Source organism: Chamaesiphon polymorphus CCALA 037 (assembly GCF_003003845.1).
Lineage (GTDB): Bacteria > Cyanobacteriota > Cyanobacteriia > Cyanobacteriales > Chamaesiphonaceae > Chamaesiphon > Chamaesiphon polymorphus.
The window spans coordinates 1-23,201 of sequence record NZ_PVWO01000033.1; the positions used below are offsets into that span (position 1 = coordinate 1).

Below are 23,201 nucleotides of genomic sequence, written 5' to 3' on the forward strand. Positions count from 1 at the left end.
TGGGTGGATGGGTGGATGGGTAATGAGTAATGAGTAATGAGTAATGAGTAATGGTTAATGGGTGAGGAACGCAGTTTCAATTGACTATTCACTATCCACTATTCACTATCCACTATTCACTATTCACTATTCACTGCCCTCTACTCTCTACTCTCTACCCTCTAACTTAAGTTCTTTCGAGCTTTCTAATACTCGATCGATTAAGCCGTAGGCTTGGGCTTCGTGGGCGGTCATATAAAACATCCGTTCGCTGTCTTGCTCGATTTTTTCGGGCGATTGACCTGTATTTTGAGCTAATACATCGATGATGTTGGTTTTTTTGGCTAAGACTTCAGCGGCGTTGATGACGATATCCGAAGCTTGTCCTCGGCTGCCCGCGCGGGCTGGCATCAATCCGATCGAGGCATGAGGGAGACTCGCACGTTTGCCCGGTGTGCCCGCAGATAGCAAGAGTGTGGCGATACCCATTGCTTGCCCCAAACAGATCGTATAAACCTCAGATTTAATGTGCTTGATGGTGTCATAGATTGCCAATCCAGCCATCACCGACATCAACCCGATTTCTTGTCCTGCCATCCCAGCGGCGACAGGATCGCCGAGTGAGTTGATATACAGATAGATTGGCTTGGTATTATCGACTGACTCTAGATATAGCAGCGATGACACCATGCTATTTGCCAATCCATCGGTAATCGGCTGATTGAGGAAAATAATCCGTTCCTGACTCATCCGCGTGTAGATGTTAATCCACTGCCAATACTGACTGCCAGGAAGGTTGTAAGGTACGTTTAAAATCCGATCGACAGACATAGGGAGTTGGGAGTTGGGAGTTGGGAGTTAGGAGAGCCGTAGGGTGGGCATTGCCCACCACATAGGTTCCAGGGTTCTATCTATCTACTTAATTCCTTTAGACCAAGGCAGGGATAGCTGTAGGTAGGTCTTTGGCACTATTGAGAACGATATCGATTAAGCCGTATTCTTTGGCTTCGGTGGGTGTCATGTACAACATTCGATCGGTATCTTTGGCGATTTTCTCGGCGGGTTGACCCGTACTTTGCGAGAAGATGTCCAAGATCGCAGTCTTGTTGTCCAAGACTTCTTTTGCCCTAATTTGGATATCGCTGGCTTGTCCTTGTGCGCCACTACGGGGTTGATTGAGGACGATCGTGGCGTGGGGGAGACTGGCGCGACAGCCTTTGGTGCCTGCGGCGAGGATCATGGCGGCGGTACCCATGGCTTGTCCGATACAGATAGTATGGACGGGGGGCTTGATATAGCCAAGGGTATCGCAAATTGCGAAAGCTTCTGTTTCAAACCCGATCGAGTCGCCTGTATACCAAGATGTCCCAGTGGAATTGATATAGAAGTAAATCGGTTTTTCGGGATTGTCAAATTGGAGATAGAGCAATTGGGCGATCAACAGTTTGGTAGGATCGTAGCCCATTTGCCGTTTGTAGTCATCCGACGATACCAACGGCCCACCCATGTACACAATCCGCTCTTTTAATAGCAGTGAGGGTAAATCTGGTGGCGGTGTCCGGTAATAGCTATCGCCGCCGTAATATTGGGACTGTACCATGTATTTATTCCGCTCTTAGCGCATTGTATTTTTATATGGTAACTCGCGATCGACTGGTGACGTTGGGTTGATTACCGATTATGCGATGTCGATTTTCGATAACTTTTGGCGATCGCCCCCAATAACCGAGCAATCGTCGGCATCTACAATGTAAGAGCGATCGATCCGATGGGAGGGAGTAGATGATTGAATGCCGCAAAATGAACCGCGAGTCGAGTGAAGATGCGTTTAGTCTATTGCGTTCTTTTCTGAGTGAGGACGAATATTATCTCGATAGCAGTGCTGTTTATGGCGGGGGTGGGGAACCGGAGCTAAGGAGAGCGTTGGATCTGTTTTTACGATCGCCAGAACTCGGTTTTGTCTGGTTAGCCTACTTTGAGGGCGAACCTGTTGGTGTGTGCATGGTCTGCTTTGCTATTTCTACTTCGGTTGGCGGGATTGTTGCCAAGTTAGATGACGTGTTTGTCATTGGCTCCAAGCAAAGTCAGGGAATCGGTTCGGCGTTATTACAAGATCTCAAACAAGAGTTACTCGATCGTGGCGTACTGCGGATCGATACTAGCGTCCATCTCCAAAACGAGCGCGCCAAAAGATTCTATCATCAGCAAGGTTTTCGACAGTTGGATGAAGAGAAATTAGCATGTGTTTTGTGAGTTTATTTCAACGATGAAATTATTGCCGAAACGACCTACATTTTGTGTGTAGAACCATAATTGCCATTTTCTATGCTTGAGTAGAGCCGAAGATCGTAGGGTACGTTATCGCGATCTCGATAACGTACCGCAGCAAGATCGACTAATTCAAATTTCTGATAGAGAAATTTTACACATGTTAGATATTGAAATTTAGAGGTTATTATTAATGTCAATGGCTCACAAGGCTTATGCTTTTGATTGGAAGGCTTTCGAGCAGGATGAGCTGTTTATCATACTTCCTCGATCGCTTGAGTGTGATGATGTGTTATCTCTAGTTCGGTATATCCAACTTCACTATGCCCAACTTAAAGATCCCTATGAAGGTGAGCCACTAGATGAAACTTGGCAAGAAATATTAGAGAATAAGGACGTTCATGAATATGCTGATTTTACCTTAACTCGCTTCTACGATCCCGATCGCGATCTGGGAATTGGTGAAGAATGGATCGAGATCGACGAGTCACTCTCTGAATGTAATAGAAGTATACTTTTAGGCTTTCCCCTTTGTTCTAAAAACAATGTCTTCGATCCAGGTCGGATGGGGTCGTATTTTCAAACACCAGAACGAGTTTTAGACTCCCTTCGCAATGTAAGAGAATTAAAGATTGACGCTCTTGAATCATTCCAGACATTATTAGAAGATTGTAGTCAGAGAAGATTGGGTCTTTATGTTACATTTTAACTTGCTACTAACGATACTATGACAAGCAAAAAATAGCATCTTCACTAGCACGTTACTCTCCAGTCATCACCCGCAACCGGATGGCATTTTCGCCACTATCATCGAGGGGTACTTCGACGATTTCGCTAGAGAGACGTTCTACACAGGCGATGAGCGATCGCAAGTTGGGCGTACTGGCACCTGTATCGACGTACAACCTGTCAACCAAACTGCCTAAGCGTTTCCAGGTTAGATAAAATTTGGTCATCGTTTGCTCCAACTGCGCTGCTTGTTTGAGCACATCGGCGGCGACGGGGAGACATCCCACACGCATTGCTTCTTCGAGCGCGGTAGCTAGATCGACTTTAGAATCATTGAGGACTTGTACCTGCGCGCCAGCATCGAGATATTTGGATAGACTGCGGGCGTTACTGGTGACGAGCTTGATATTATCGACGTCGGGATTGGCGGCAATTTCGTCTCGGATCGCGAGTTGATGCGCTTCGGGTAGTTTCTCCATTTCTTTGACTAACGGGGCGATGAAGCGCGGTGGGGTGGCTCCAGCGGCGGCTTGTTCTTTGACTTCATCGGGAATTAGATCCGAACTCATCGCCATCCATTCGTCGGAGAGTTGACGGACTTCGCGGCGAGTGATCCGATCTCCTCTTTCAGCGGCATCGGTAACTAGTTGTTGGACTTCTGGTGAAGATTTGGCAGTTTCGACGAAGGCGCGTTTGCTAAAATTTTTGAGCGTGGATGCGGAAAGTTCGCCATTTTCGAGGAGCGTATCGGCACTATTAGCGAGTTCGATCCACGCATACGCCTGACTCTTGCTGAGTTCTCGATCTTTGAGCCAGTTCAAGAAACCCTCGCCGCGTCCGTCACCACCTTTTTTTTCTCGATCGCGAATCGCCCGTAAAATTCTACCGCGCCAGATCTCGGTTTGCAGATCGAAGCTGTCACAGACTACCCACGCGTCATCGTACCGCTGTCGAAAATCAAAATCTCCGACTGCTTCATCTTCGGGATCGGGTAAATCGAAGATCAGATCGGCATTTGCTTCTAGAGCCGCTACAATTTCGAGATCCGTACTAGAGCCAACTGAAACAGTCATCGATCGTCCTCAAGGTAAATTGCAATAAGCACCAAATAATTATGACTCTCACGTATGAGTCGAGAAATTATCATAGCATTAGGATCGATCGACCTCGACGTCCGGTCATACTGAATCGGTTGCTCCAATTGCCACTAAGTAGTTACCGAAACCAATATGAGGTAGCTCATAGATTAATCCACGCGATTTTGGCAGACTACAGGGACATAAGTAGTGAGAGTTTACCGTATGTCTTTGAATGTTGAATTACTAGAATCGAGCTTCTTACAGCTCAAAGATCGAGAAACTGAATTTTCAACCTGCTTCTACACTCATTTGTGGGCCGATTATCCAGCAGTTAAGCCGCTGTTTGCCAACTCCAATATGACAGAACAGCAAAAGAAACTCTTTCAGTCGCTCGTCTTAATTGTAGACAGCCTCCGCAAACCCGATGTGCTGATTGCAGCCTTGAAAGGGCTGGGTACTCGCCACGTTCGCTATGGAGTGTTGCCAGAACATTACCCAATGGTAGGCAGTACGTTAGTAAAATCATTTTCGTTGTGCTTGCAGGAGGCGTGGACGCCGAATATCGAACGAGCCTGGATTGAGGCATATGCAGCAGTCACTCAACTGATGCTAGAAGGGGTAGACTATCCAGCCGAGATTTTGAATCCTTATGCTCATCAAGATTCGGAGTAGCGCATCACTAAATCCTTCAAATCGATCGTGCCACTTGCCAGAGCATCTAATGTCTTACGATCGAGAATTGCTATTTTTCCACCGCGCTGATAGGAGATAACTCCTTTGAGTTGGCCGAACAGGCGGACGCATTCTTCGTAGGTAATGCCAATGCTGCGAGCGATTTGATGGTGAGAAAGCTTGAGATTTAACTGCGCGCCTTGTAATGTTTCAACCGTTCCAAACTGAATCGCCCGATCGTGCAGTAAATGTATCAATCTCACTACGGCTCGTTCCGAAACAAGATCGTGAATGGTTTGGTGCATTTGTTGCAAACGGCGGTTGTAGACTTCCAAAATTCTCAAGGCTATTTCTGGCGTATGCCGAATTCGATCGAGTAACGCTTCCCGTTCGATGGTTAATACTTGAGACTCAGCCATCGCTGTGACTGTTGCAGGCGAGATCGCATCTCCTACTAGTGCGGGAGCTGCAAAAATTTCGCGAGGTAACAAGGTGCGAAACAGCGTCTCTTTCCCGGATGTACCAACGCGAGTGAGTAGGAGTTCGCCTTGCAGCAAAGCATAGAGTTGTGGTGACAAGCGATCGCCTTCGAGCATCACGATTTCTCCTGGTTGATAATGATGGAGCACCGCATAAGGCTGTAAGGTGAGAAGGTCGGGAATCGGTACATCCTCTAGCACCGAAACTTCAGCCAATCGATCGACAGAGACACACCTGGATTTTTGAACCATTGTCCGAATTATGATTAGATGAGCACTGTCTGAGGTACCAATAGATGTTCGCTTTCGATCTGGCGGATCTCGCCTACTCCCAAGCAGCAATGTTCGTCCATGACTTTGACAAAACCGCTCGGATCGGGATTTGTAGGTGTCAATTGGAGTTCGCAGAGTGGTAGTCGTTTCCCCTGGCTCCAAAACTTGACTAAATCAGCAGCCAGCAGAGTCACAGTGGGTAAATGAGCCAATCCACGCTCGGGTGCAATGGGGATAAAAGTCCCCGCTCGCTGTTGGGTTTCCAAGTCTTCTAAAGTGATGCTCTGGGGCAATTCAAAGCCACAACTAGCATTGCGTTCTAAAAATGCCAATACGCCTCTAGTGCCCAGCTTAACGCCCAAATCGCGGGCGATCGATCGAATATATGTCCCACCACCGCAATTAATCTGCACCTCAATTTCGGGAAAATCTCCTGGCGTCCAGTTGAGAATGTCGATTGTATAGATATTTACTAGGCGAGTAGGTACTTCAATAACTTCGCCAGCGCGTGCTAACTTGTACAATCTTTGCCCGTTTACTTGGATGGCACTGTACATGGGCGGTGTTTGAACGATCTCGCCGATAAATTCTGGAATTACCGCTTGGATGCGATCGATCGTCACGGCAGATGCTGGCTCGGAATAGATAATTTCGCCCGCCAGATCGTCGGTTGTCGTCTCGATTCCGAGTCGGATGATAGCGCGATATGCTTTGCCTTCGGGTAAATATTGTAGCAATCGAGTTGCTTTACCGATCGCGATCGGTAATACTCCTACTGCGGCGGGATCTAATGTCCCCCCATGGCCGACTTTTTTTGTCTGCAAGATCCGCCGCACTTTGGCAACACAATCGTGAGAAGTCCAGTCTGGCAATTTTTTTAAGTTAATGAATCCGTCCACGAGTTATTTTAAGAGTTGGGAGTTGGGAGTTGGGAGTTAGCAGTTGGGAGTTGGGAGTTGGGAGTTAGCAGTTGGGAGTTGGGAGTTAGCAGTAAATAATCGATCGGTAATTTATGCTAGCTATGGCCTGCAACCGTTGCGGCAATTAGACTTTAATTTGAAAAAAATCAGGCTATTTAATATGACTAGTCATAAATATAGATCGTATCGTTCTTTTTTAAGTCGGTTGGCGATGTTACTCGATCGAGAAGATATTGCCGCCGGAGTGTTTTTATTTCCAGCCTTATCATTATTAGGTATCTTTTTGATTTTCCCAATTATTTATCTTGGTTATTTAAGCTTTACTGGCGGGAGTTTTACGCGAGCGGGCGTGCAGTGGGTGGGTATTAATAACTACTTGAGGTTGCTGCTTTCGCCCGATTTTTGGCAGGTTATCGGTAATACTATTTATTTTACGATCGGGACTGTAATTCCGAGTATCGTAATCCCGCTGGGTCTAGCCGTATTATTGAATCGAAATCTACCCTTTGCTGGCATCTTTCGGACGATTTATTTTATTCCCTCGATTGTCTCGTTAGTAGCGGCTGGATTGGGATTTCGCTGGCTATTTCAAGCAGATGGTGCGATTAACACTTTATTAAATAGTTTAGGATTCGATAAAATTGCCTGGTTGAGCGATTCTGTATGGGCGATGCCTGTGATTATCATTTTAAGTATTTGGAAGCAGATTGGTTTTAATTTAGTTGTGTTTTTAGCTGGCTTACAATCGATCCCCACCAATCGGTATGAAGCTGCCGAACTAGATGGCGCAAATAGTTGGCAGCAGTTTCGGCATATCACTTTACCTGGAATGCAATCGACATTAATTTTTACGGCGATTACCACCACCATCTTTACGCTTAAAAGTTTCGAGCAAGTTTATATTATTACGGGCGGTGGGCCGCTGAATTCTACTAACTTGTTAGTCTATTATATCTACGATCGAGCTTTCGCTCAGTTTGATTTTGGTTATGCCGCTGCTGCTGCGATGGTATTATTAGCTTTTACATCTGGTTTGGTTTATTTACAGCTACAAACGTGGACTCAGGAGTGAGCTAAATTAGGTAGTCGATTGGGTCTGCCTCGGCGTATACTTACTACGATTGCGAACGGCAAAAAATAACACGATGAATGTAAAAATCCCAGCTAAGTAGAGTGGATAACCATAAGTGGTGGGATTATTTTGGTCTACCATCAATCCGGCAATCACTGGGCCAATGCCATTTGCAGCACTTAAATAAGAAGCATTGAGTCCAGACATTTTCCCTTGGTCTTCTGGAGTCGTGTTGAGTGAAATTAGTGTACTAATCATCGGTTGTACGACGGAGTTAAATATAGCAAAGATCGTACTAATAGCTAAGAAAAAATAAATGTCTGGGACGATCGGCATTAGCACGAATGATAAGCTGCGAAAGAATAAGCCTAGAAATAAAATCTTAACCAAGCTAATATATTTAGTTAAGATTTTTACGCCTTGAAGCTGGACGATGACGCCAACGATACCGATCGCAAAAAACAACAGTGTCAAAGACTTATTATCTTGATTCAACACTTTGAGATAATAGGGTTGAAAAGCAAAAGTAAATAAGGTGAATGTCGTCCCGACACAGAGATTGATAATAAATAAGATTCCTAGTCTGGGAAAGGTTAGTCCTCTAATTAAATCTCGCAATCCCAGATCGAAAATATTCGTATCGGTATTCTTCCGTTCTGGTAATGTTTCGGGTAAGAACAATATTGTCAAAATTAAGGCGATCGTGGCAATTGCGGAAGAAACCAAAAATGATGTCCCTAAAGAACGTTGTTGTGCGACTAAACTGAGTACTGGCCCCATGACAAATCCCAATCCCAACGATGCACCAAAAACTCCAAATCCTCTAGCACGATTTTCTGGCGTAGTGACATCAGAGATAACGGCTTGAGCGACCGAGACATTACCACCCGTCACACCATCTAAAAATCTGGCAAAGAATAAGACCAGCGCACTAGTTGCGGTGCCAGCCAGGAAATTACCGATTACCGTTCCGACTAAGCTAATAATCAATAGCGGTCGTCTCCCAAACCTGTCCGATAGTTTGCCAATAATTGGAGTAGCAAAGAATTGAGCGATCGAATATATCGCAAATAAGAAGCTAGTCTCCTTATCGCTGAGGTTGAACTCTCGTCCGTATTGATAAATTGTCGGAATCAGGATTGTAAAACTCAGTGAATTGATGAAATTAATAATGGCAATAATCCAAAAGCTGCGATTCATTAGGGTTGGGGGTAAAGACTGGAGAAGGCATGGCCGAGCTAATCGAGCGTCAATGTTGACAGATCGCAATCGATCGATAAAATAAGTAGCGCGGGACAAATCTCGATCTAGCGATCGATGAATATCATTCGATTTCTGAGGCGAATGATACTTGTCTCCGTGTTTATACTGACGAGCGATCGAGATCGATTTTGGATAAATCGGGGGATTTTCGGATTAATACTCGCGTCTGTTTCGATTAAACTTGAGTGAACCCAAGGGAAGTTGGATTTTTTTTACACACCAATTTTTGATAAGACTTGACATCTACGCTATCGTGTACTTGAATTAGATACCAATTAGCTAGATTACCCAAAACCCAACTAACAGAGACCTATATCTTAAGTCTAGAGCGAACTATAGCCACGAAGTAGCGGTTGAGTACAGAAATATATGGCTGACTTTAACTGCTCGCACAATTTTCCAGCACCATAACCCGACCTGTTGTCGATCGCTGTTATTCATCTATGTTGCAACCTCACTCTTCTGGATTATCTCAATTAGTAACAAGTTCTCTATCTCGCACGAAACTACCTACTGGCAAGAGTTTTGGCAGCTCGACGCTAAATATAGTTTCCTTGCCAGAATTGGTGTTACCAATCACGATCGATTCAGAATCGATTGTCGATAATACCTGCGAGATCGTCCAACAACAGCCACGCTCGTTAGCACTCGAAGTTGGTAAAATTGTTGTAGTTGCGCTCTGGTTTTGGTGCTTGGTTGGTGCTAACTTCTGTGCCGATACCATCAACTCGATCGCTAATTTTCGGACTCCAGAAGTTTAATTAAGTTGGTGCTCGATCGGTACCGAACGCTAAATTTTCTCAATCGATTTAATAGTGTAAATTTACTAAAATCGCTCGATTTCCACCTAGCTATTACTGGCAATCCCGATTTTTCATTTAACTAAAGTAGTAAAAAGATCGATCCAGTTGACAACTGAGCCTTTGTGTCGGCATCGAGGATTTACTCATTAGCGGCGTCAGTATGCACCCAGAAGCCAACCCATAGTGAGTGAGTGGCTTCTCGATTTGATGGTGGTTTAGTGGTGGCAATAGTTGGCGGAAATGCCATGATATCTCTAAACTATGCCAATTACTGAGTTGCTTACTCTCGATCCCATTTCGGTCGCCAACCTGGCTTAATGGTTTGACGCACTCGCGCGATCGCCAAACAGTCATCGGGGACATCCTCCGCAATCGTCGAACCTGCGGCGGTAGTTACTCCATTTCCTAGATTTAGCGGCGCAATTAGGGTGTTATTGGAGCCAATCCGCGTAAAGTTACCGATGATAGTTTGATGTTTGTGTTTGCCGTCGTAGTTGACAGTAATCGTACCCGCACCGATATTGACTTGTTTGCCGACAGTTGCATCGCCGATATAGGATAAATGTGCGACGTTAGTATTATCACCCAGAGTACTCTTTTTCAACTCGACAAAGTTGCCAACTCGACAGGATTCACCGACGGTAGCTTGTTGACGAATGTGAGCGAATGGGCCGATATTAGCTTTATCCCCGATCGAGCTATCGACGATCGCTGAATATAATACGGTAACGCGTTCGCCGATGTGGCTATTTTCAATGAGACTACCAGGCCCAATCCGGCTGCCACTACCAATTGTGGTCTTACCCCGCAAATGAGTTTGCGGTTCGATAATGGCATCCACGCCAATTTTTACGGTATCGTCGATCGTCACGCTGTCGGGATCGATAATCGTGACGCCAGCCGCCATCCACTCATCTTTAATCCGCGATTGGAGGATCTCATAAGCAGTCGCTAATTGACGACGATCGTTAATGCCTAAAATTTCTCGATCGTCAGCCACATCATAAACCATGACTGGCGAGAGGAAATTCACGGCATCGGTAATATAGTACTCTTGCTGACTGTTGTTGCTTTGCAATTTAGGCAGCACTGCTTGGAGTTGAGGCCAATTAAAACAATATATACCTGCATTGACGCGCCGATTTTGACGCTGTGCGTCGGTACAATCCCGATCTTCGACGATCTCTTTGAGTAAATTATTACTGTCGCAAAATACCCGCCCATACCCTTGGGGATGATGAATTTGGGCTGTGAGTATAGTTGCTGCATTTTGATGCTGTTGGTGCGTCGCCAAGAGTGCTTTGAGCGTCTCGGGACGCAACAGCGGAACGTCGCCATTTAATACTAGCAAGTCCCCTTTAAAATCTGCTAAATGGGGGAGTAATTGTTGAACGGCATGTCCCGTACCTAACTGTTGGGTTTGTTCGACAAACTCCAGATCGGGATAATGCAACAGTGCTTCTTTGACTCGGTTCGCTTGATAACCGACTATTGCTAATTGCCGCTCGGGTTGTAATTGTTCGCAACCAATCAGCACCCGCTCGACTAGAGATCGACCTCCGAGCGAATGTAATACCTTGGGTAAGTCCGATCTCATTCGCGTGCCTTTGCCCGCTGCCAAAATTGCTACTGCTACCATAAATATAACTACTACCGAGGGAAACTAAACAGAGCTTATCTTAAAATACCCCATCGATCGAAACAGAATGCAATCCTTGGCAAAGTCGCTCGTCCGATCGCTCTTCGAGTGTAGTTTATTGTCAAGAGCATTTTGTCCTCCATCTGGCGATATCTGGCTTGGATAATTGCGATACATTGTTTTACAGCGATTCTCCCGATCGGAGAGGCTACGCCAACGTGCTTCTCGTATAATCGTATTACTAACGATCGATAACCTGAAATTGATATGCGCTTGTGGTTTAGGCGGTTTGTTGCAGCTATTTTCTTGGGTGGACAAGTAATCGTTCATATTCTGAGGGGCAAATTTAATTATGCAAATATTGTCGAACAAATGGCTTTAGTCGGCCCAGAATCGCTTTTAATCGCACTGTTGACAGCGACGACAATTGGGATGGTATTTACCATTCAGGTCGCGCGAGAATTTATTAATATCGGTGCGGGACAAATAGTAGGCGGGATTTTGTCGTTAGCACTGACTCGCGAACTCGCCCCCGTACTCACAGCAGTCGTACTGGCTGGTAGAGTCGGCTCTGCATTTGCCGCCGAAATTGGCACGATGAAAGTCAGCGAACAAATCGACGCACTCTACATTCTCAAAACAGATCCGGTCGATTATTTAGTAATTCCCCGCGTGGTAGCTTGTTGTGTGATGTTACCCCTATTGACAGTTTTATCGATCGTCACGGGGATGATTGGCGGATTAATCGTTGCTACTAGTTTATTTGGAATGCCCGCACGAGTATTCTTAGAATCAGCCCGCAACTTTCTAGAAGTTTGGGACGTATGCAGCGCACCGCTCAAAGCAGTCTGTTTTGGTGCCTTAATTGCCATTATCGGTTGCAGTTGGGGCATGACGACCACTGGCGGTGCCAAAGGTGTCGGGCAATCGACAACTACAGCGGTAGTTACTTCACTCTTAGCAATTTTCATTTCTAACTTTTTCCTCTCTTGGCTAATGTTTCAAGGTTCGGGTACGGTTGGTTCTAAAGCGATTTAGGTAGTTGAGAGTTGAGAGTTGAGAGTTGATAATTGATAATTGATAATTGATAATTGATAATTAATAATTGATAATCGCTCGTAAAGTTAATCTTACTTCACTCTTTACTCTCTTCTTTCTGTCTTTGTCATACACATTTCAAAATTGTATCGATCGATCGTTCTGCTTGAGTATAGTAACTACCGCCAAATAAATTATAGTGATTGAGAATGTGATAAAGGTTGTATAAAACCTTGCGCTGCGAGTAGCCAGGAGCTAAGGGATAAACTCGATCGTATCCTTGATAAAAAGCTGTTGGAAAGCCACCAAATAATTCAGTTAAGGCTAAATCTACCTCGCGATCGCCCCAGTAGGTGGCCGGATCGTAGATAATTGGAATACCAGTGCTAGTAAAGCTGGCATTTCCACCCCAGAGATCGCCATGAACTAATGATGGTTGGGTTTGATGGCCATTAAGTAATTTTGGAATTACGCTGAGTAATGCTGTAGCTTTGGCAAAATTACCACCCTTACGGCGGGCAAGTTCGAGTTGATAACCAATGCGGTTGTGAGTAAAGAAACTCGCCCAATCTTCTTCCCACGTATTAATTTGCGGTGTCGAACCGATCGTGTTATTTACATGCCAGCCAAATACCGATTTATGAGTAATTTGGTGACGGTGCAGTTTGGCTAAATCGCTACCTAATTCACTCCAATTTCGATCGTTAACTCTAGTTGTTAAGTCTAGATACTCTAAAACTAAATAGCTACGATCCCCGCTCGTCCCCCAACAGATCGGGATCGGCACTTTAATAGTTGCAGTGGCAGCTATTTCTAACAATCCTTTTGCCTCCGCCACAAACATCTCGATGAGACTCGCCTGATTGAGTTTGATAAAATAACGATCGGATCGATCGAGGGTTGAAGATGAAGCTAAAGAATTGGCGATCGAATAGACTTGATTGATACAGCCACCACCAATAGATTGCCGATCGCCGATCGTAAATTGCCGACCCGTAGCTTGAGTAATATCTGTCTCGATATCAGTCCAAATTTGCCGCTCGCTCATAATTTTGTCTCTTTATTTCTAGTAAGCTGTCAGACATTTAAATCACATGTTAGATTTCTTGAAAGCGGGGAGCGGGGAAGAGGTAAGTAAATTAAATGACTAACAGCTTAGTGCGAACAAAGATTTCTCAGAGGAGCGATGGTAACTAAGATCTCACCCAATATTTCTTAGCTAATCTAAAAAATATTTAGTCCGCGTAGGCGGACTTGGCATCATTAGCGGTGACTTCAGTCGCCAGCCACAACCTAACCAATCTTCCGATCGCGTAACTCTTGAATCCAATCCATGACATTTCCTGCAAAAGTACGCAGATTATGACCGAATCTTTGGGCTTTAGCGGGAATAGTGTTCGTAAATTTTTTGATTTTTGCCCTAGCTGCTTTTGCTAATTCAAGTGTTTGTGTTTGCCAAGTTTGCGCTGGTTTTGGCTCGATTTGGCTCTGTGGCTGTGGAGATGCTGCGATGGGAGGATTGCTAGGAGGTGCAACAATCGTCGGTTGAGGATCGGGACTTGCTGATGGTTGAGAAGTTAAAATGGGATTGGGAATCGGCGTCTGTTTTAGCGTCGGACTTGGCTGTGGAGTCGGCTCTGGACGATTTATAACTATTGCAGGAGCTGGGCTGGGCGGAACGACGATCGTCGGTGGTGGGGTTGCGGCTGAAGGAGTTGGCGCGATCGCGACTGGTACGGGGATTAATACTGGTGGAGCTGATGGCTGGACGCTAGGTGTCACAGTCGGACTTGGCTCGATCTGGGTGTTGTCGATCGCATCTTTCCGAACCGGAGGATTAACAGGCTCTGAGCTACTGGGTTTGGGTGGTATTTTGGGATTGGTTTGGCTTGGCGTCTGCGTTTGGACATCAATTTGGGGTGGTGCGATCGGTGTTGGGATGATGACAGGACTAACGCTAGGCTTAATTGTTGGCGTGGGAGCTACGGCAATCGGACTCGGCGCGATCTCAGGTTCTGGGGTAGTGGTTGCAGTGGGTGTCGGTACGATTGTGGGTGTCAGGATCTCGACGGGGGTACTGTCAGGCTCAGAGGCGACCTCGGGTGCGGGAGTAGAGGGAGGTGTTGGTTGACTAGCGATAACATAGTCCGGATCGACAAACGCAGTGGCAACAATCGGATCGAGCTTACCCTCAATCAGTTTAGCCAAACTATCTTTGGCTTGAGGATTGTAAGTGACGATTTCCATCGTATCGTTATATACATTCGGAATTAGATTACCCCGATCGTCTACCAATTCTAATCTAACTAAATTTTTGCCCTGCTGGAATCCTTGTAAATATACAGGCGACCATCGCTGTTGTCGATCGGAATCGTCCGTTCGTTCGTTTGAATCGACGCCAACGCCATCGAGCATAAATCGTTGTTCGTTAATTGTCACTCGCAATCGCCATCTCGATAAACTACTTTGACCCTCATCTGCTACCAACCGAGCTGGAGTGTTAGTAACGTAGTAGTCCAACATAATCGGTTCTGCGCCATAGACACCCAATGGGCGATTATAAGTAAGTAATGGCTGTTGGGGATCGGGCTGATTTTCCGCAGTTTTCGTCAAAACGTGAAATGTCACCTGTGCGTAGGCACCATCGTTTTTAAAGCTTTCATGCCAAGGACGCGCTGCAAAGACACGTAAAATATGGGTTCCAGCCGCTAAGTTTTTAAAAACTAGGGGTTGGCTCAGATCGAATACTTCTTTGTAAGTTTGGCGATCGAGAATTATCTCTAAATGATTGCCCAGATCTAATTCTCGATTCTTAAATAAGGGCAGATCGTCTACTTGCAATTTGACCGTAACTCGATCGTCTGACAGCATTTCGTCGAGTTTGGGGCTGAGAATCTGCACTTGAGGCTGAAATTTTTCTAGACTTGGAGCGAGTTTGGAGATACTTGTCGGTGTATTGACTTCCGCTAAGGGGCCATCTGTAGTATTTAGAGCTGGATTGGGTGAGGCTACAGCCACCAAGTTAGTTGTTGTGTTGGGATCGGACGACTCGCAGCCAGCGATCCCGATTGCTAGAAGCGCAGCCAAGCAAGAGCCTACACATAACCGCGCAACTAATTTCCACTTCAGATTCGCTCTCAACACCCGTACCTCTGTTTCACAAGTTACTAGTTTGCATTGCCTATTTTACTAGGGTTGGCGAATTTTTGAACTATTGACGTTTTGCACCAGACAATTCGACCGAGCGCATTTATGTAGATATGTAAACAACATTGAAACTTTCAATGTTATGTATTAATCGATCGAATAGTCTGGTGCGATTTGCGACTGTAGCTCAAGGTGTACTAGGCATGACTTTTGCAATCATTAAGATTATTTAAAATAAATGTATTAAGCTTGACTTTTATCCCCGCTCCATCAAATTAAGATCGACACAAGCATTCTGGAGAGCGACTTTGAATTATTGTTAACAAATGGTGAATAAGGCTAGGCCATCAACCTATAATTCATCAACAGCGGTGCCGATCGGCAAACTTGTTTAGCTCGATCGTGCGCGGTTCGATACTTTTAGTTCCACTGGAATTAAAAGGGATCGAGCGAGGCTTTTGGCTCCATTTCCCTTAGAAACGGGCATTTCAGTTGGGTATCACCTCGTTCCTTGTCTAGAGAGGACAATCCTCATGACAATTAGTCCGCCAGAGCGGGAAGCAAAAGTAAAGGTAGTCGTTGACAAAGATCCAGTTCCTACTTCTTTCGAGAAGTGGGGTAAACCAGGTCATTTCGATCGCACCCTAGCGAAGGGACCAAAAACCACTACGTGGATTTGGAATCTTCATGCTCTCGCCCATGATTTCGATAGTCACACCAGTGACTTGGAAGACGTTTCTCGTAAGATTTTCAGTGCTCACTTCGGTCATCTCGCCGTCATATTTATTTGGTTGAGCGGGATGTATTTCCACGGTGCCCGTTTCTCTAACTATGAAGCGTGGCTCACCAATCCTACTGGTATCAAACCCAGTGCCCAAGTCGTCTGGTCGATTGTCGGTCAAGACATTCTCAACGCAGACGTTGGCGGCGGTTTCCACGGGATTCAAATTACATCCGGTCTCTTCCAAATGTGGAGAGGTGCTGGTATTACCAACTCCTTCCAGCTATATTGCACGGCTATTGGCGCGCTCGTCATGGCTGCTTTAATGCTCTTTGCTGGTTGGTTCCACTATCATAAACGCGCTCCCAAACTGGAATGGTTCCAGAATGTGGAGTCGATGATGAACCATCACTTAGCTGGTTTATTAGGTTTGGGATCTCTAGGTTGGGCAGGTCACCAAATTCACGTATCTTTACCAATTAACAAGCTGCTGGACTCTGGTGTCGCTGCTAAAGATATTCCCTTACCCCATGAATTCATCTTGGATTCAACCAAGATGGCAGAACTGTATCCCAGTTTTGCTAAGGGTCTGACCCCATTCTTTACCTTGAATTGGGCAGAATATGCAGACTTCCTCACTTTTAAAGGTGGTCTCAACCCGACAACTGGCGGTCTGTGGTTATCCGATCAGGCTCACCATCACTTAGCAATTGCGGTGCTTTTCATCGTTGCTGGACACATGTACCGGACGAACTGGGGCATCGGTCACAGTATGAAAGAAATTTTAGAAAATCATAAAGGGCCATTCACTGGCGAAGGTCATAAAGGTCTATATGAAATTCTTACCACCTCTTGGCACGCTCAGTTAGCAATTAACTTGGCAATGTTGGGATCTTTGAGCATCATCGTGGCACAACACATGTATGCGATGCCTCCCTATCCTTACCAAGCTACTGACTATGCCACTCAGCTATCGCTATTTACACATCATATGTGGATTGGCGGGTTCTGTGTGGTTGGTGGAGCCGCTCACGGAGCGATCTTCATGGTTCGGGATTACGACCCTGCGATGAACCAAAACAACTTACTCGATCGGATGCTGCGTCACCGCGATGCAATTATTTCGCATCTGAACTGGGTATCTATGTTCCTTGGCTTCCATAGCTTCGGTCTGTATATCCATAACGACACCATGCAAGCTTTGGGTCGCCCTCAAGACATGTTCTCCGACAAGGCGATTCAGTTGCAACCCGTATTCGCTCAGTGGATTCAAGGACTGCACACGGCTGCACCGGGTAACACTGCTCCAAATGCGCTGCAAACTGCCAGCCTCGCTTTCGGTGGCGATACTCTCGCCGTCGGTGGCAAAGTGGCGATGATGCCGATCGTGTTGGGTACGGCGGACTTTATGGTTCACCACATCCATGCTTTCACCATTCATGTCACCGTTCTCATTCTGCTTAAAGGTGTCTTGTTTGCCCGTAGCTCTCGGTTAATCCCCGACAAAGCTAATTTGGGCTTCCGGTTCCCTTGCGACGGCCCAGGTCGTGGCGGTACCTGCCAGGTTTCTGGTTGGGATCACGTCTTCCTCGGTCTGTTCTGGATGTACAACGCCATCTCGGTTGTGATTTTCCACTTTAGCTGGAAGATGCAGTCGGATGTATGGGGTACAGTCGCACCAGACGGAACTGTTTCGCACGTTACTGGCGGTAACTTTGCTGCTAGTGCGACGACCATCAATGGTTGGTTGCGTGACTTCCTGTGGGCGCAAGCTTCTCAAGTTATCAACTCCTACGGTACGGCTCTGTCTGCTTACGGTTTGATTTTCTTGGGCGCGCACTTTATCTGGGCGTTTAGCTTAATGTTCCTGTTCAGCGGTCGTGGCTACTGGCAAGAACTGATCGAGTCGATCGTGTGGGCGCACAACAAGCTCAACGTTGGACCCGCAATTCAGCCTCGCGCTCTGAGCATCATTCAGGGTCGAGCTGTGGGTGTCGCTCACTATCTCCTCGGCGGGATTGCGACAACCTGGGCATTCTTCTTAGCTCGGTCGATCGCGATCGGCGGATAAGACAATGTCTTTTACATCGGTGTCGATCGCTGGGGCTGAAAGTCTCTGAGATCTTCACCGATCGATTCTAGAACTCTAGATTCGGCAACATCACTAACATGATGCTAATTAATGCCACACGAGATGGTTACAGTTAGCATCATCAACTGTAATCATCTCGTTTGTCCGCGAGGAAACCCGATCGAAAAACTATGGCAACTAAATTCCCTAAATTTAGCCAAGACCTCGCTCAAGATCCGACCACCCGTCGGCTCTGGTACGGGATTGCCACGGCTCATGACTTTGAAAGCCACGATGGCATGACTGAGGAAAATCTTTACCAAAAGATTTTTGCAACCCACTTCGGTCATCTAGGCATCATCTTCCTGTGGGCTTCTGGTAACCAGTTCCATGTAGCTTGGCAAGGCAACTTCGAGCAGTGGATTAAAGATCCGCTCAACGTTAGTCCGATTGCCCATGCGATTTGGGATCCTCACTTTGGTCAGCCCGCAGTCGATGCTTTCACTCAAGGTGGTGCATCGAACCCCGTGAATATCACCTATTCTGGTCTATACCAATGGTGGTATACCCAAGGGATGCGATCGAATGATGACTTATACATGGGTTCGATCTTCTTGCTCGTGCTAGCTTCAGTCATGCTGTTTGCTGGTTGGTTGCATCTTCAACCCAAATTCCGTCCGAGCTTATCCTGGTTCAAGAATGCTGAATCTCGCCTTAACCATCACTTAGCTGGTTTGTTTGGCGTTAGCTCCTTGGCTTGGACTGGTCACCTAGTTCACGTTGCTATCCCCGAATCTCGCGGTCAGCACGTTGGCTGGGATAACTTCCTCAGCACTCCTCCCCACCCTGCAAGGTTGATTCCCTTCTTTACGGGTAATTGGGGTGCATACGCCGAGAATCCAGACACCGCCCAACATGCCTTTGGCACCGCTCAAGGTGCTGGCACGGCAATCTTGACTTTCTTGGGTGGCTTCCATCCACAGACTCAATCCTTGTGGTTGACGGATATGGCTCACCACCACCTAGCAATCGCGGTGATTTTCATCGTGGCTGGGCACATGTACCGTACAAACTTCGGGATCGGTCACAGCATTAAGGATATTCTCAATGCTCATAAACCACCCGGAGGAAGACTTGGAGAAGGTCACCGAGGTCTTTACGACACAGTAAACAACTCTCTCCACTTTCAATTAGGTTTGGCACTGGCTTCGTTAGGTGTAATCACTTCCTTAGTGGCACAACACATGTACTCCATGCCACCTTATGCGTTCTTGGCGCAGGACTTTACCACCCAAGCCGCACTTTACACCCACCACCAGTATATTGCTGGTTTCTTAATGGTTGGTGCCTTCGCTCACGGTGCGATCTTCTGGGTTCGGGATTACGACCCAGAGCAAAACCGCAACAACGTGCTCTCGCGGATGTTAGAGCACAAAGAGGCAATCATCTCCCACTTGAGCTGGGTGTCTCTGTTCTTAGGTTTCCACACCTTGGGTCTTTACGTTCACAACGATGTCGTAGTTGCCTTTGGTACCCCTGAGAAGCAAATCTTAATCGAACCAGTATTCGCGCAGTGGATTCAATCCTCTCACGGTAAATTACTCTACGGTTTTGATACCTTACTATCTAATACCGATAGTGTCGCCTACACCGCTTACCCGAACTATGGTAACGTTTGGCTTCCTGGCTGGTTGGATGCAATTAACTCCGGTACGAACTCCTTGTTCTTGACCATCGGCCCTGGTGACTTCTTAGTTCACCATGCGATCGCACTCGGACTCCACACCACCACATTGATCTTGGTCAAAGGTGCGTTGGACGCTCGTGGTTCCAAACTAATGCCCGACAAGAAAGACTTCGGCTATGCCTTCCCTTGCGATGGCCCCGGTCGTGGTGGTACTTGTGACATCTCCGGTTGGGATTCCTTCTACCTGGCGATGTTCTGGATGTTAAACACCCTCGGTTGGTTGACATTCTACTGGCACTGGAAACACTTAGGGATTTGGCAAGGTAACGTCGCCCAGTTTAATGAGTCTTCGACTTACTTAATGGGTTGGTTCCGCGATTATCTCTGGCAGAATTCCTCTCAGTTAATTAACGGCTACAACCCTTACGGGATGAATAACCTGTCTGTATGGGCATGGATGTTCCTGTTCGGACACTTAGTCTGGGCAACTGGCTTTATGTTCTTAATTAGCTGGCGTGGTTACTGGCAAGAGTTGATCGAAACCGTCGTCTGGGCACACGAGCGTACTCCGCTGGCGAACCTAGTTCGTTGGAAGGACAAGCCCGTTGCACTCTCGATCGTTCAAGCTCGCGTCGTCGGTTTAGCTCACTTCACAGTTGGCTATATCCTCACCTACGCTGCCTTCCTGATCGCCTCTACTGCTGGTAAGTTCGGCTAGTTCTGAATCATCTATCATAAGCTGAATAAAAGCCCCCGTCACCTAGTGGCGGGGGCTTTTTAACTTACAACCTACTTGTGGGAATACTAAAAAAATAAGCCTGTTAATACGCAAATGCCAAATCCATTTACTATTCGTATATTCCTTCCAGATGGAGATGCCGAAGGACTACGAGTTTGCAACGTCTCAAGTCAGCTAAAAAATTGACTGATTTGATTTAAAATTAGCACATCATGGAGAATGATAGGGAGCATCCACTTTTGGTGTCTATTCCTTGAGTGGGAAGGGAGTAAGATTTCATCAGAATTTGTCGATCGGCAAAAGCTGCCACTCTCTTCCCAAGCTGGAATGCTTCTGTAGGAAATTTAGTCACCCACAGCCAAACAGCAAAAGTCGCCTCCGAAAAAATAGTATGTAATTACTAAATTTATGGTGTTGACGATAGGACAGCCCTGTTCTATACTACTAATATACTTGAAAAACACACAATTATTTTTAAAGCTAAAGCTAAAAATTTGAATTGATAGCTTCAGATTCTCTTGAGTACACAAAAATAACACTCTCAACATAGCTATCGATCGTGGTGCAAATGTGTGATTTCAAGATGTCGCAATTCTCTTGCTAGTAAAGCTTTTCCCCACAACATCTATCCACTACGCGATCGACCTCTTTGAGTATTGTCAGGAGTAGTAATGGTTACCCTGTTTGACGAGGATCGTCAAACAGCAAAAAATTACTCAAGGATTCGATCTCCAGCGACTTATGGCTGGAAAATTAGCAGTTTACGACTCGTTAACGCGATCGGTTACAACATCACAATTGCAGCTCACTCTATGATTCAAGCTTTGAAGCAAGGTTATTTAGGGTGATGATGCAATGCGAAAAATTCACTTGGATGATTGCATCGTGCTCGCCTAGATTTTCACGCGCGATCGACTTATGTTTGCAGCCCACAAGCAGATTTTACCCGAGCATTTTTAGAAAATGCTAAAGCTAATCTAATTCTACTAAATTCAACCTTAATTAAAGGTAAGTAACTTTTCTATGGGTTGATTTTATATATCAGTTTTAAAGGTTTTTAATCGTTAAATATTTGATTGTGTTTCTCAATAGAGCAATTTTGTGACTTCTGCATCTGCCAACTATTTTTACCATGAAAAATCCAATAATTATCGATTATAATCAAGAAGATGCTAGTCTCAATATTTTCCCCGATAAACCTTTGCTATCAAGCCACAAAGATGGTTGGAGCAACATTAAACTTGAATATTATCAGCTCCCTCCTCATTCCACACCAGAACACTTGCCAGCACAAAATGCGATCTTAATTTTCGATCGATCTATCAAAGTCAGTCGGCAGCTTGGCGATCTAGTTAAATTTGAACATATCAAAACTGGGGATATTGTTGTCAGCCCTGCGAGCTTTCCTCACTCTGCTTCTTGGGACATGCATGTCTCATTTATGCTGCTTTTCCTCGATCGTAAATTTATTGCTAATACTGCTTATGAATTTATCGATCCAGATCGGGTAGAACTTTTGCCAAGTTTTTCACAACCAGATCCAGTAATTTATGGAATTGGATCTTACCTTAAATCACAATTGGAATCTGGTACACAAGTCAGTCAAATATATATCGATTCAACCGCTTTATTCCTAGCATCTCATTTGCTAGAACACTATTGTCTTCGGAAACATACTATCGAAAGAACTCCAGAATCACTATCCACGAATGATTTGCGGCAAGTAGATGAATATATTAATGCCAATCTCCATAATAATTTAAGTGTGGGAGACTTGGCAGGTTTAGTAAACATGAGTCCTTTTCGCTTTTCTCATTTATTCAAAAATTCTCTTAAAATTTCTCCGTATAAGTATTTGATCGAGTGTCGCTTGCAGAGGGCAGCTTCACTCCTAGCAGATAAAAATTTAGATATAGCTTTCATAGCTCACCGTACAGGTTTCGCCAGTACGAGCAACTTCATCCAAACATTTAAAAAGCATTTCTCGCTCACACCCAAACAGTTCAGGCAAAAGTAGCGCGATGTAATAAAACGAAGATTAGCAAGATTTTTATATTATTCCAGCAAGATTTCGATACTGCTCAAAAAAATTACGCGGTAAGATTCCTGTAAATTACACGGTAAATTACACGGTTAATCGATCGACCGTGTAAAAAACAACACTAAAGCTGAAAGCATTAGTGGATAAATTTTCGATCGTAGTATTCCTATTTGATTTGTAAAAATACAGCAAATTGAATTATTGCTGATGCAATCGTCCACCAAGAATAATGGCTATTTTAAGAATCAAGATTTGATTCATAATTGGTGTGTCGGTATTTATTTTTACGTTAATATTTTATTAGTTATGGTACAAAATTTTATATTGACATATTTTAAAGACATGTTTGAGCAAAAAACAACAAACTAATGAATCATCTTGGTGTTTAACAGAACGGATAGTATCATCTTTTTAAAATTTGCCCAAAAGTTGTCAAACTATCAACTCAAGGAGCAGTAGAGGAAATCAATCAAAAAATCAAATCGATCGAAAGAAGAGTATATGGTTTAACTAATTTTAGAAAAAAGTCTTATTAAAAAGTCTTGTTAAATTGACTTTTTGCTATTAACTTGCCATAGATA

19 protein-coding genes are annotated in these 23,201 nt (G+C 45.2%); 10 read left to right on the top strand and 9 right to left on the bottom strand.

The window, feature by feature from the left end; genetic code table 11:
• Positions 1 to 147 precede the first annotated feature (147 nt).
• Both C7B77_RS04480 and C7B77_RS04485 read right to left on the bottom strand, forming a co-directional pair.
• Positions 148 to 810 (bottom strand): ATP-dependent Clp protease proteolytic subunit, encoded by a 663-nt coding sequence (locus C7B77_RS04480; protein ID WP_106300729.1) that lies wholly within the window; start codon positions 808 to 810, stop codon positions 148 to 150.
• A 97-nt stretch (positions 811 to 907) separates the two neighbouring features.
• Positions 908 to 1,579: an ATP-dependent Clp protease proteolytic subunit gene (locus tag C7B77_RS04485; protein ID WP_106300731.1), complete on the bottom strand. Its 672-nt coding sequence runs from the start codon at positions 1,577 to 1,579 to the stop codon at positions 908 to 910.
• A gap of 200 nt (positions 1,580 to 1,779) precedes the next feature.
• On the opposite strand from C7B77_RS04485, the gene C7B77_RS04490 reads away from it, so the two are divergent.
• Together C7B77_RS04490 and C7B77_RS04495 are read left to right on the top strand one after the other, a co-directional pair.
• Entirely contained in the window at positions 1,780 to 2,232 is a 453-nt protein-coding gene (locus C7B77_RS04490) for a GNAT family N-acetyltransferase (RefSeq protein WP_219891980.1), read from the top strand.
• Between the two features lie 208 nt (positions 2,233 to 2,440).
• On the top strand, positions 2,441 to 2,956 hold the full coding sequence (locus C7B77_RS04495; protein ID WP_106300735.1) for a hypothetical protein: 516 nt from the start codon (positions 2,441 to 2,443) through the stop codon (positions 2,954 to 2,956).
• 52 nt (positions 2,957 to 3,008) lie between these two features.
• Here C7B77_RS04495 and C7B77_RS04500 read toward each other — a convergent pair whose 3' ends face one another.
• Positions 3,009 to 4,049, bottom strand: coding sequence for a hypothetical protein (locus tag C7B77_RS04500; protein ID WP_106300737.1), 1,041 nt, complete (start codon positions 4,047 to 4,049; stop codon positions 3,009 to 3,011).
• A 228-nt stretch (positions 4,050 to 4,277) separates the two neighbouring features.
• Here C7B77_RS04500 and C7B77_RS04505 point away from each other — a divergent pair, with 228 nt between their 5' ends.
• Positions 4,278 to 4,727 carry a globin family protein gene (locus tag C7B77_RS04505; protein ID WP_106300739.1) on the top strand — a complete coding sequence of 150 codons (450 nt, stop codon included), beginning with the start codon at positions 4,278 to 4,280 and terminating at the stop codon, positions 4,725 to 4,727.
• Here the strand turns inward: C7B77_RS04505 and C7B77_RS04510 are convergent.
• On the bottom strand, positions 4,712 to 5,458 hold the full coding sequence (locus tag C7B77_RS04510) for a Crp/Fnr family transcriptional regulator (protein ID WP_106300741.1): 747 nt from the start codon (positions 5,456 to 5,458) through the stop codon (positions 4,712 to 4,714). The genes C7B77_RS04505 and C7B77_RS04510 overlap by 16 nt on opposite strands.
• Positions 5,459 to 5,472: 14 nt before the next feature.
• Positions 5,473 to 6,378, bottom strand: a complete 906-nt coding sequence (truB, locus tag C7B77_RS04515) for a tRNA pseudouridine(55) synthase TruB (protein WP_106300743.1) — start codon at positions 6,376 to 6,378, stop codon at positions 5,473 to 5,475.
• 181 nt (positions 6,379 to 6,559) lie between these two features.
• On the opposite strand from truB, the gene C7B77_RS04520 reads away from it, so the two are divergent.
• Positions 6,560 to 7,471, top strand: coding sequence for a carbohydrate ABC transporter permease (locus C7B77_RS04520; protein WP_106300761.1), 912 nt, complete (start codon positions 6,560 to 6,562; stop codon positions 7,469 to 7,471).
• Positions 7,472 to 7,477: 6 nt separating this feature from the next.
• Here C7B77_RS04520 and C7B77_RS04525 read toward each other — a convergent pair whose 3' ends face one another.
• Positions 7,478 to 8,770, bottom strand: a complete 1,293-nt coding sequence (locus C7B77_RS04525; protein WP_342761344.1) for an MFS transporter — start codon at positions 8,768 to 8,770, stop codon at positions 7,478 to 7,480.
• Between the two features lie 407 nt (positions 8,771 to 9,177).
• On the opposite strand from C7B77_RS04525, the gene C7B77_RS04530 reads away from it, so the two are divergent.
• Positions 9,178 to 9,495: a hypothetical protein gene (locus tag C7B77_RS04530; protein ID WP_106300745.1), complete on the top strand. Its 318-nt coding sequence runs from the start codon at positions 9,178 to 9,180 to the stop codon at positions 9,493 to 9,495.
• Positions 9,496 to 9,817: 322 nt separating this feature from the next.
• On the opposite strand, the gene glmU is transcribed toward C7B77_RS04530, so the two are convergent.
• Positions 9,818 to 11,176 (bottom strand): bifunctional UDP-N-acetylglucosamine diphosphorylase/glucosamine-1-phosphate N-acetyltransferase GlmU, encoded by a 1,359-nt coding sequence (glmU, locus tag C7B77_RS04535; protein WP_106300747.1) that lies wholly within the window; start codon positions 11,174 to 11,176, stop codon positions 9,818 to 9,820.
• Between the two features lie 267 nt (positions 11,177 to 11,443).
• On the opposite strand from glmU, the gene C7B77_RS04540 reads away from it, so the two are divergent.
• Complete coding sequence (locus C7B77_RS04540; RefSeq protein ID WP_106300749.1) at positions 11,444 to 12,214, top strand: MlaE family lipid ABC transporter permease subunit; 771 nt, start codon at positions 11,444 to 11,446, stop codon at positions 12,212 to 12,214.
• A 127-nt stretch (positions 12,215 to 12,341) separates the two neighbouring features.
• Here the strand turns inward: C7B77_RS04540 and C7B77_RS04550 are convergent, their stop codons facing one another.
• The gene (locus C7B77_RS04550; protein ID WP_181243704.1) at positions 12,342 to 13,262 is read right to left on the bottom strand and encodes a fructosamine kinase family protein; all 921 of its coding nucleotides are present in this window, start codon (positions 13,260 to 13,262) and stop codon (positions 12,342 to 12,344) included.
• Positions 13,263 to 13,507: 245 nt separating this feature from the next.
• Positions 13,508 to 15,355, bottom strand: a complete 1,848-nt coding sequence (locus C7B77_RS04555) for a hypothetical protein (protein WP_146138182.1) — start codon at positions 15,353 to 15,355, stop codon at positions 13,508 to 13,510.
• 539 nt (positions 15,356 to 15,894) lie between these two features.
• Here C7B77_RS04555 and psaA point away from each other — a divergent pair.
• From psaA to C7B77_RS31835, 4 genes are all read left to right on the top strand, one after another.
• The gene (gene psaA / locus C7B77_RS04560; RefSeq protein WP_106300753.1) at positions 15,895 to 18,153 is read left to right on the top strand and encodes a photosystem I core protein PsaA; all 2,259 of its coding nucleotides are present in this window, start codon (positions 15,895 to 15,897) and stop codon (positions 18,151 to 18,153) included.
• Between the two features lie 191 nt (positions 18,154 to 18,344).
• On the top strand, positions 18,345 to 20,558 hold the full coding sequence (gene psaB, locus C7B77_RS04565) for a photosystem I core protein PsaB (protein WP_106300755.1): 2,214 nt from the start codon (positions 18,345 to 18,347) through the stop codon (positions 20,556 to 20,558).
• A gap of 1,153 nt (positions 20,559 to 21,711) precedes the next feature.
• Positions 21,712 to 22,596, top strand: coding sequence for a helix-turn-helix transcriptional regulator (locus C7B77_RS04575; RefSeq protein ID WP_106300759.1), 885 nt, complete (start codon positions 21,712 to 21,714; stop codon positions 22,594 to 22,596).
• A 440-nt stretch (positions 22,597 to 23,036) separates the two neighbouring features.
• A complete protein-coding gene (locus C7B77_RS31835; protein WP_146138183.1) occupies positions 23,037 to 23,156 on the top strand; it encodes a transposase in 120 nt (39 codons plus the stop codon).
• Positions 23,157 to 23,201: the final 45 nt, after the last annotated feature.

Coding starts and splice junctions, on each gene's coding strand:
- C7B77_RS04480 (WP_106300729.1), bottom strand. CDS start 810: ATGTCTGTCGATCGGATTTTAAACGTACCTTACAACCTTCCTGGCAGT.
- C7B77_RS04485 (WP_106300731.1), bottom strand. CDS start 1,579: ATGGTACAGTCCCAATATTACGGCGGCGATAGCTATTACCGGACACCG.
- C7B77_RS04490 (WP_219891980.1), top strand. CDS start 1,780: ATGAACCGCGAGTCGAGTGAAGATGCGTTTAGTCTATTGCGTTCTTTT.
- C7B77_RS04495 (WP_106300735.1), top strand. CDS start 2,441: ATGTCAATGGCTCACAAGGCTTATGCTTTTGATTGGAAGGCTTTCGAG.
- C7B77_RS04500 (WP_106300737.1), bottom strand. CDS start 4,049: ATGACTGTTTCAGTTGGCTCTAGTACGGATCTCGAAATTGTAGCGGCT.
- C7B77_RS04505 (WP_106300739.1), top strand. CDS start 4,278: ATGTCTTTGAATGTTGAATTACTAGAATCGAGCTTCTTACAGCTCAAA.
- C7B77_RS04510 (WP_106300741.1), bottom strand. CDS start 5,458: ATGGTTCAAAAATCCAGGTGTGTCTCTGTCGATCGATTGGCTGAAGTT.
- C7B77_RS04520 (WP_106300761.1), top strand. CDS start 6,560: ATGACTAGTCATAAATATAGATCGTATCGTTCTTTTTTAAGTCGGTTG.
- C7B77_RS04530 (WP_106300745.1), top strand. CDS start 9,178: ATGTTGCAACCTCACTCTTCTGGATTATCTCAATTAGTAACAAGTTCT.
- glmU (WP_106300747.1), bottom strand. CDS start 11,176: ATGGTAGCAGTAGCAATTTTGGCAGCGGGCAAAGGCACGCGAATGAGA.
- C7B77_RS04540 (WP_106300749.1), top strand. CDS start 11,444: ATGCGCTTGTGGTTTAGGCGGTTTGTTGCAGCTATTTTCTTGGGTGGA.
- C7B77_RS04550 (WP_181243704.1), bottom strand. CDS start 13,262: ATGAGCGAGCGGCAAATTTGGACTGATATCGAGACAGATATTACTCAA.
- psaA (WP_106300753.1), top strand. CDS start 15,895: ATGACAATTAGTCCGCCAGAGCGGGAAGCAAAAGTAAAGGTAGTCGTT.
- psaB (WP_106300755.1), top strand. CDS start 18,345: ATGGCAACTAAATTCCCTAAATTTAGCCAAGACCTCGCTCAAGATCCG.
- C7B77_RS04575 (WP_106300759.1), top strand. CDS start 21,712: ATGAAAAATCCAATAATTATCGATTATAATCAAGAAGATGCTAGTCTC.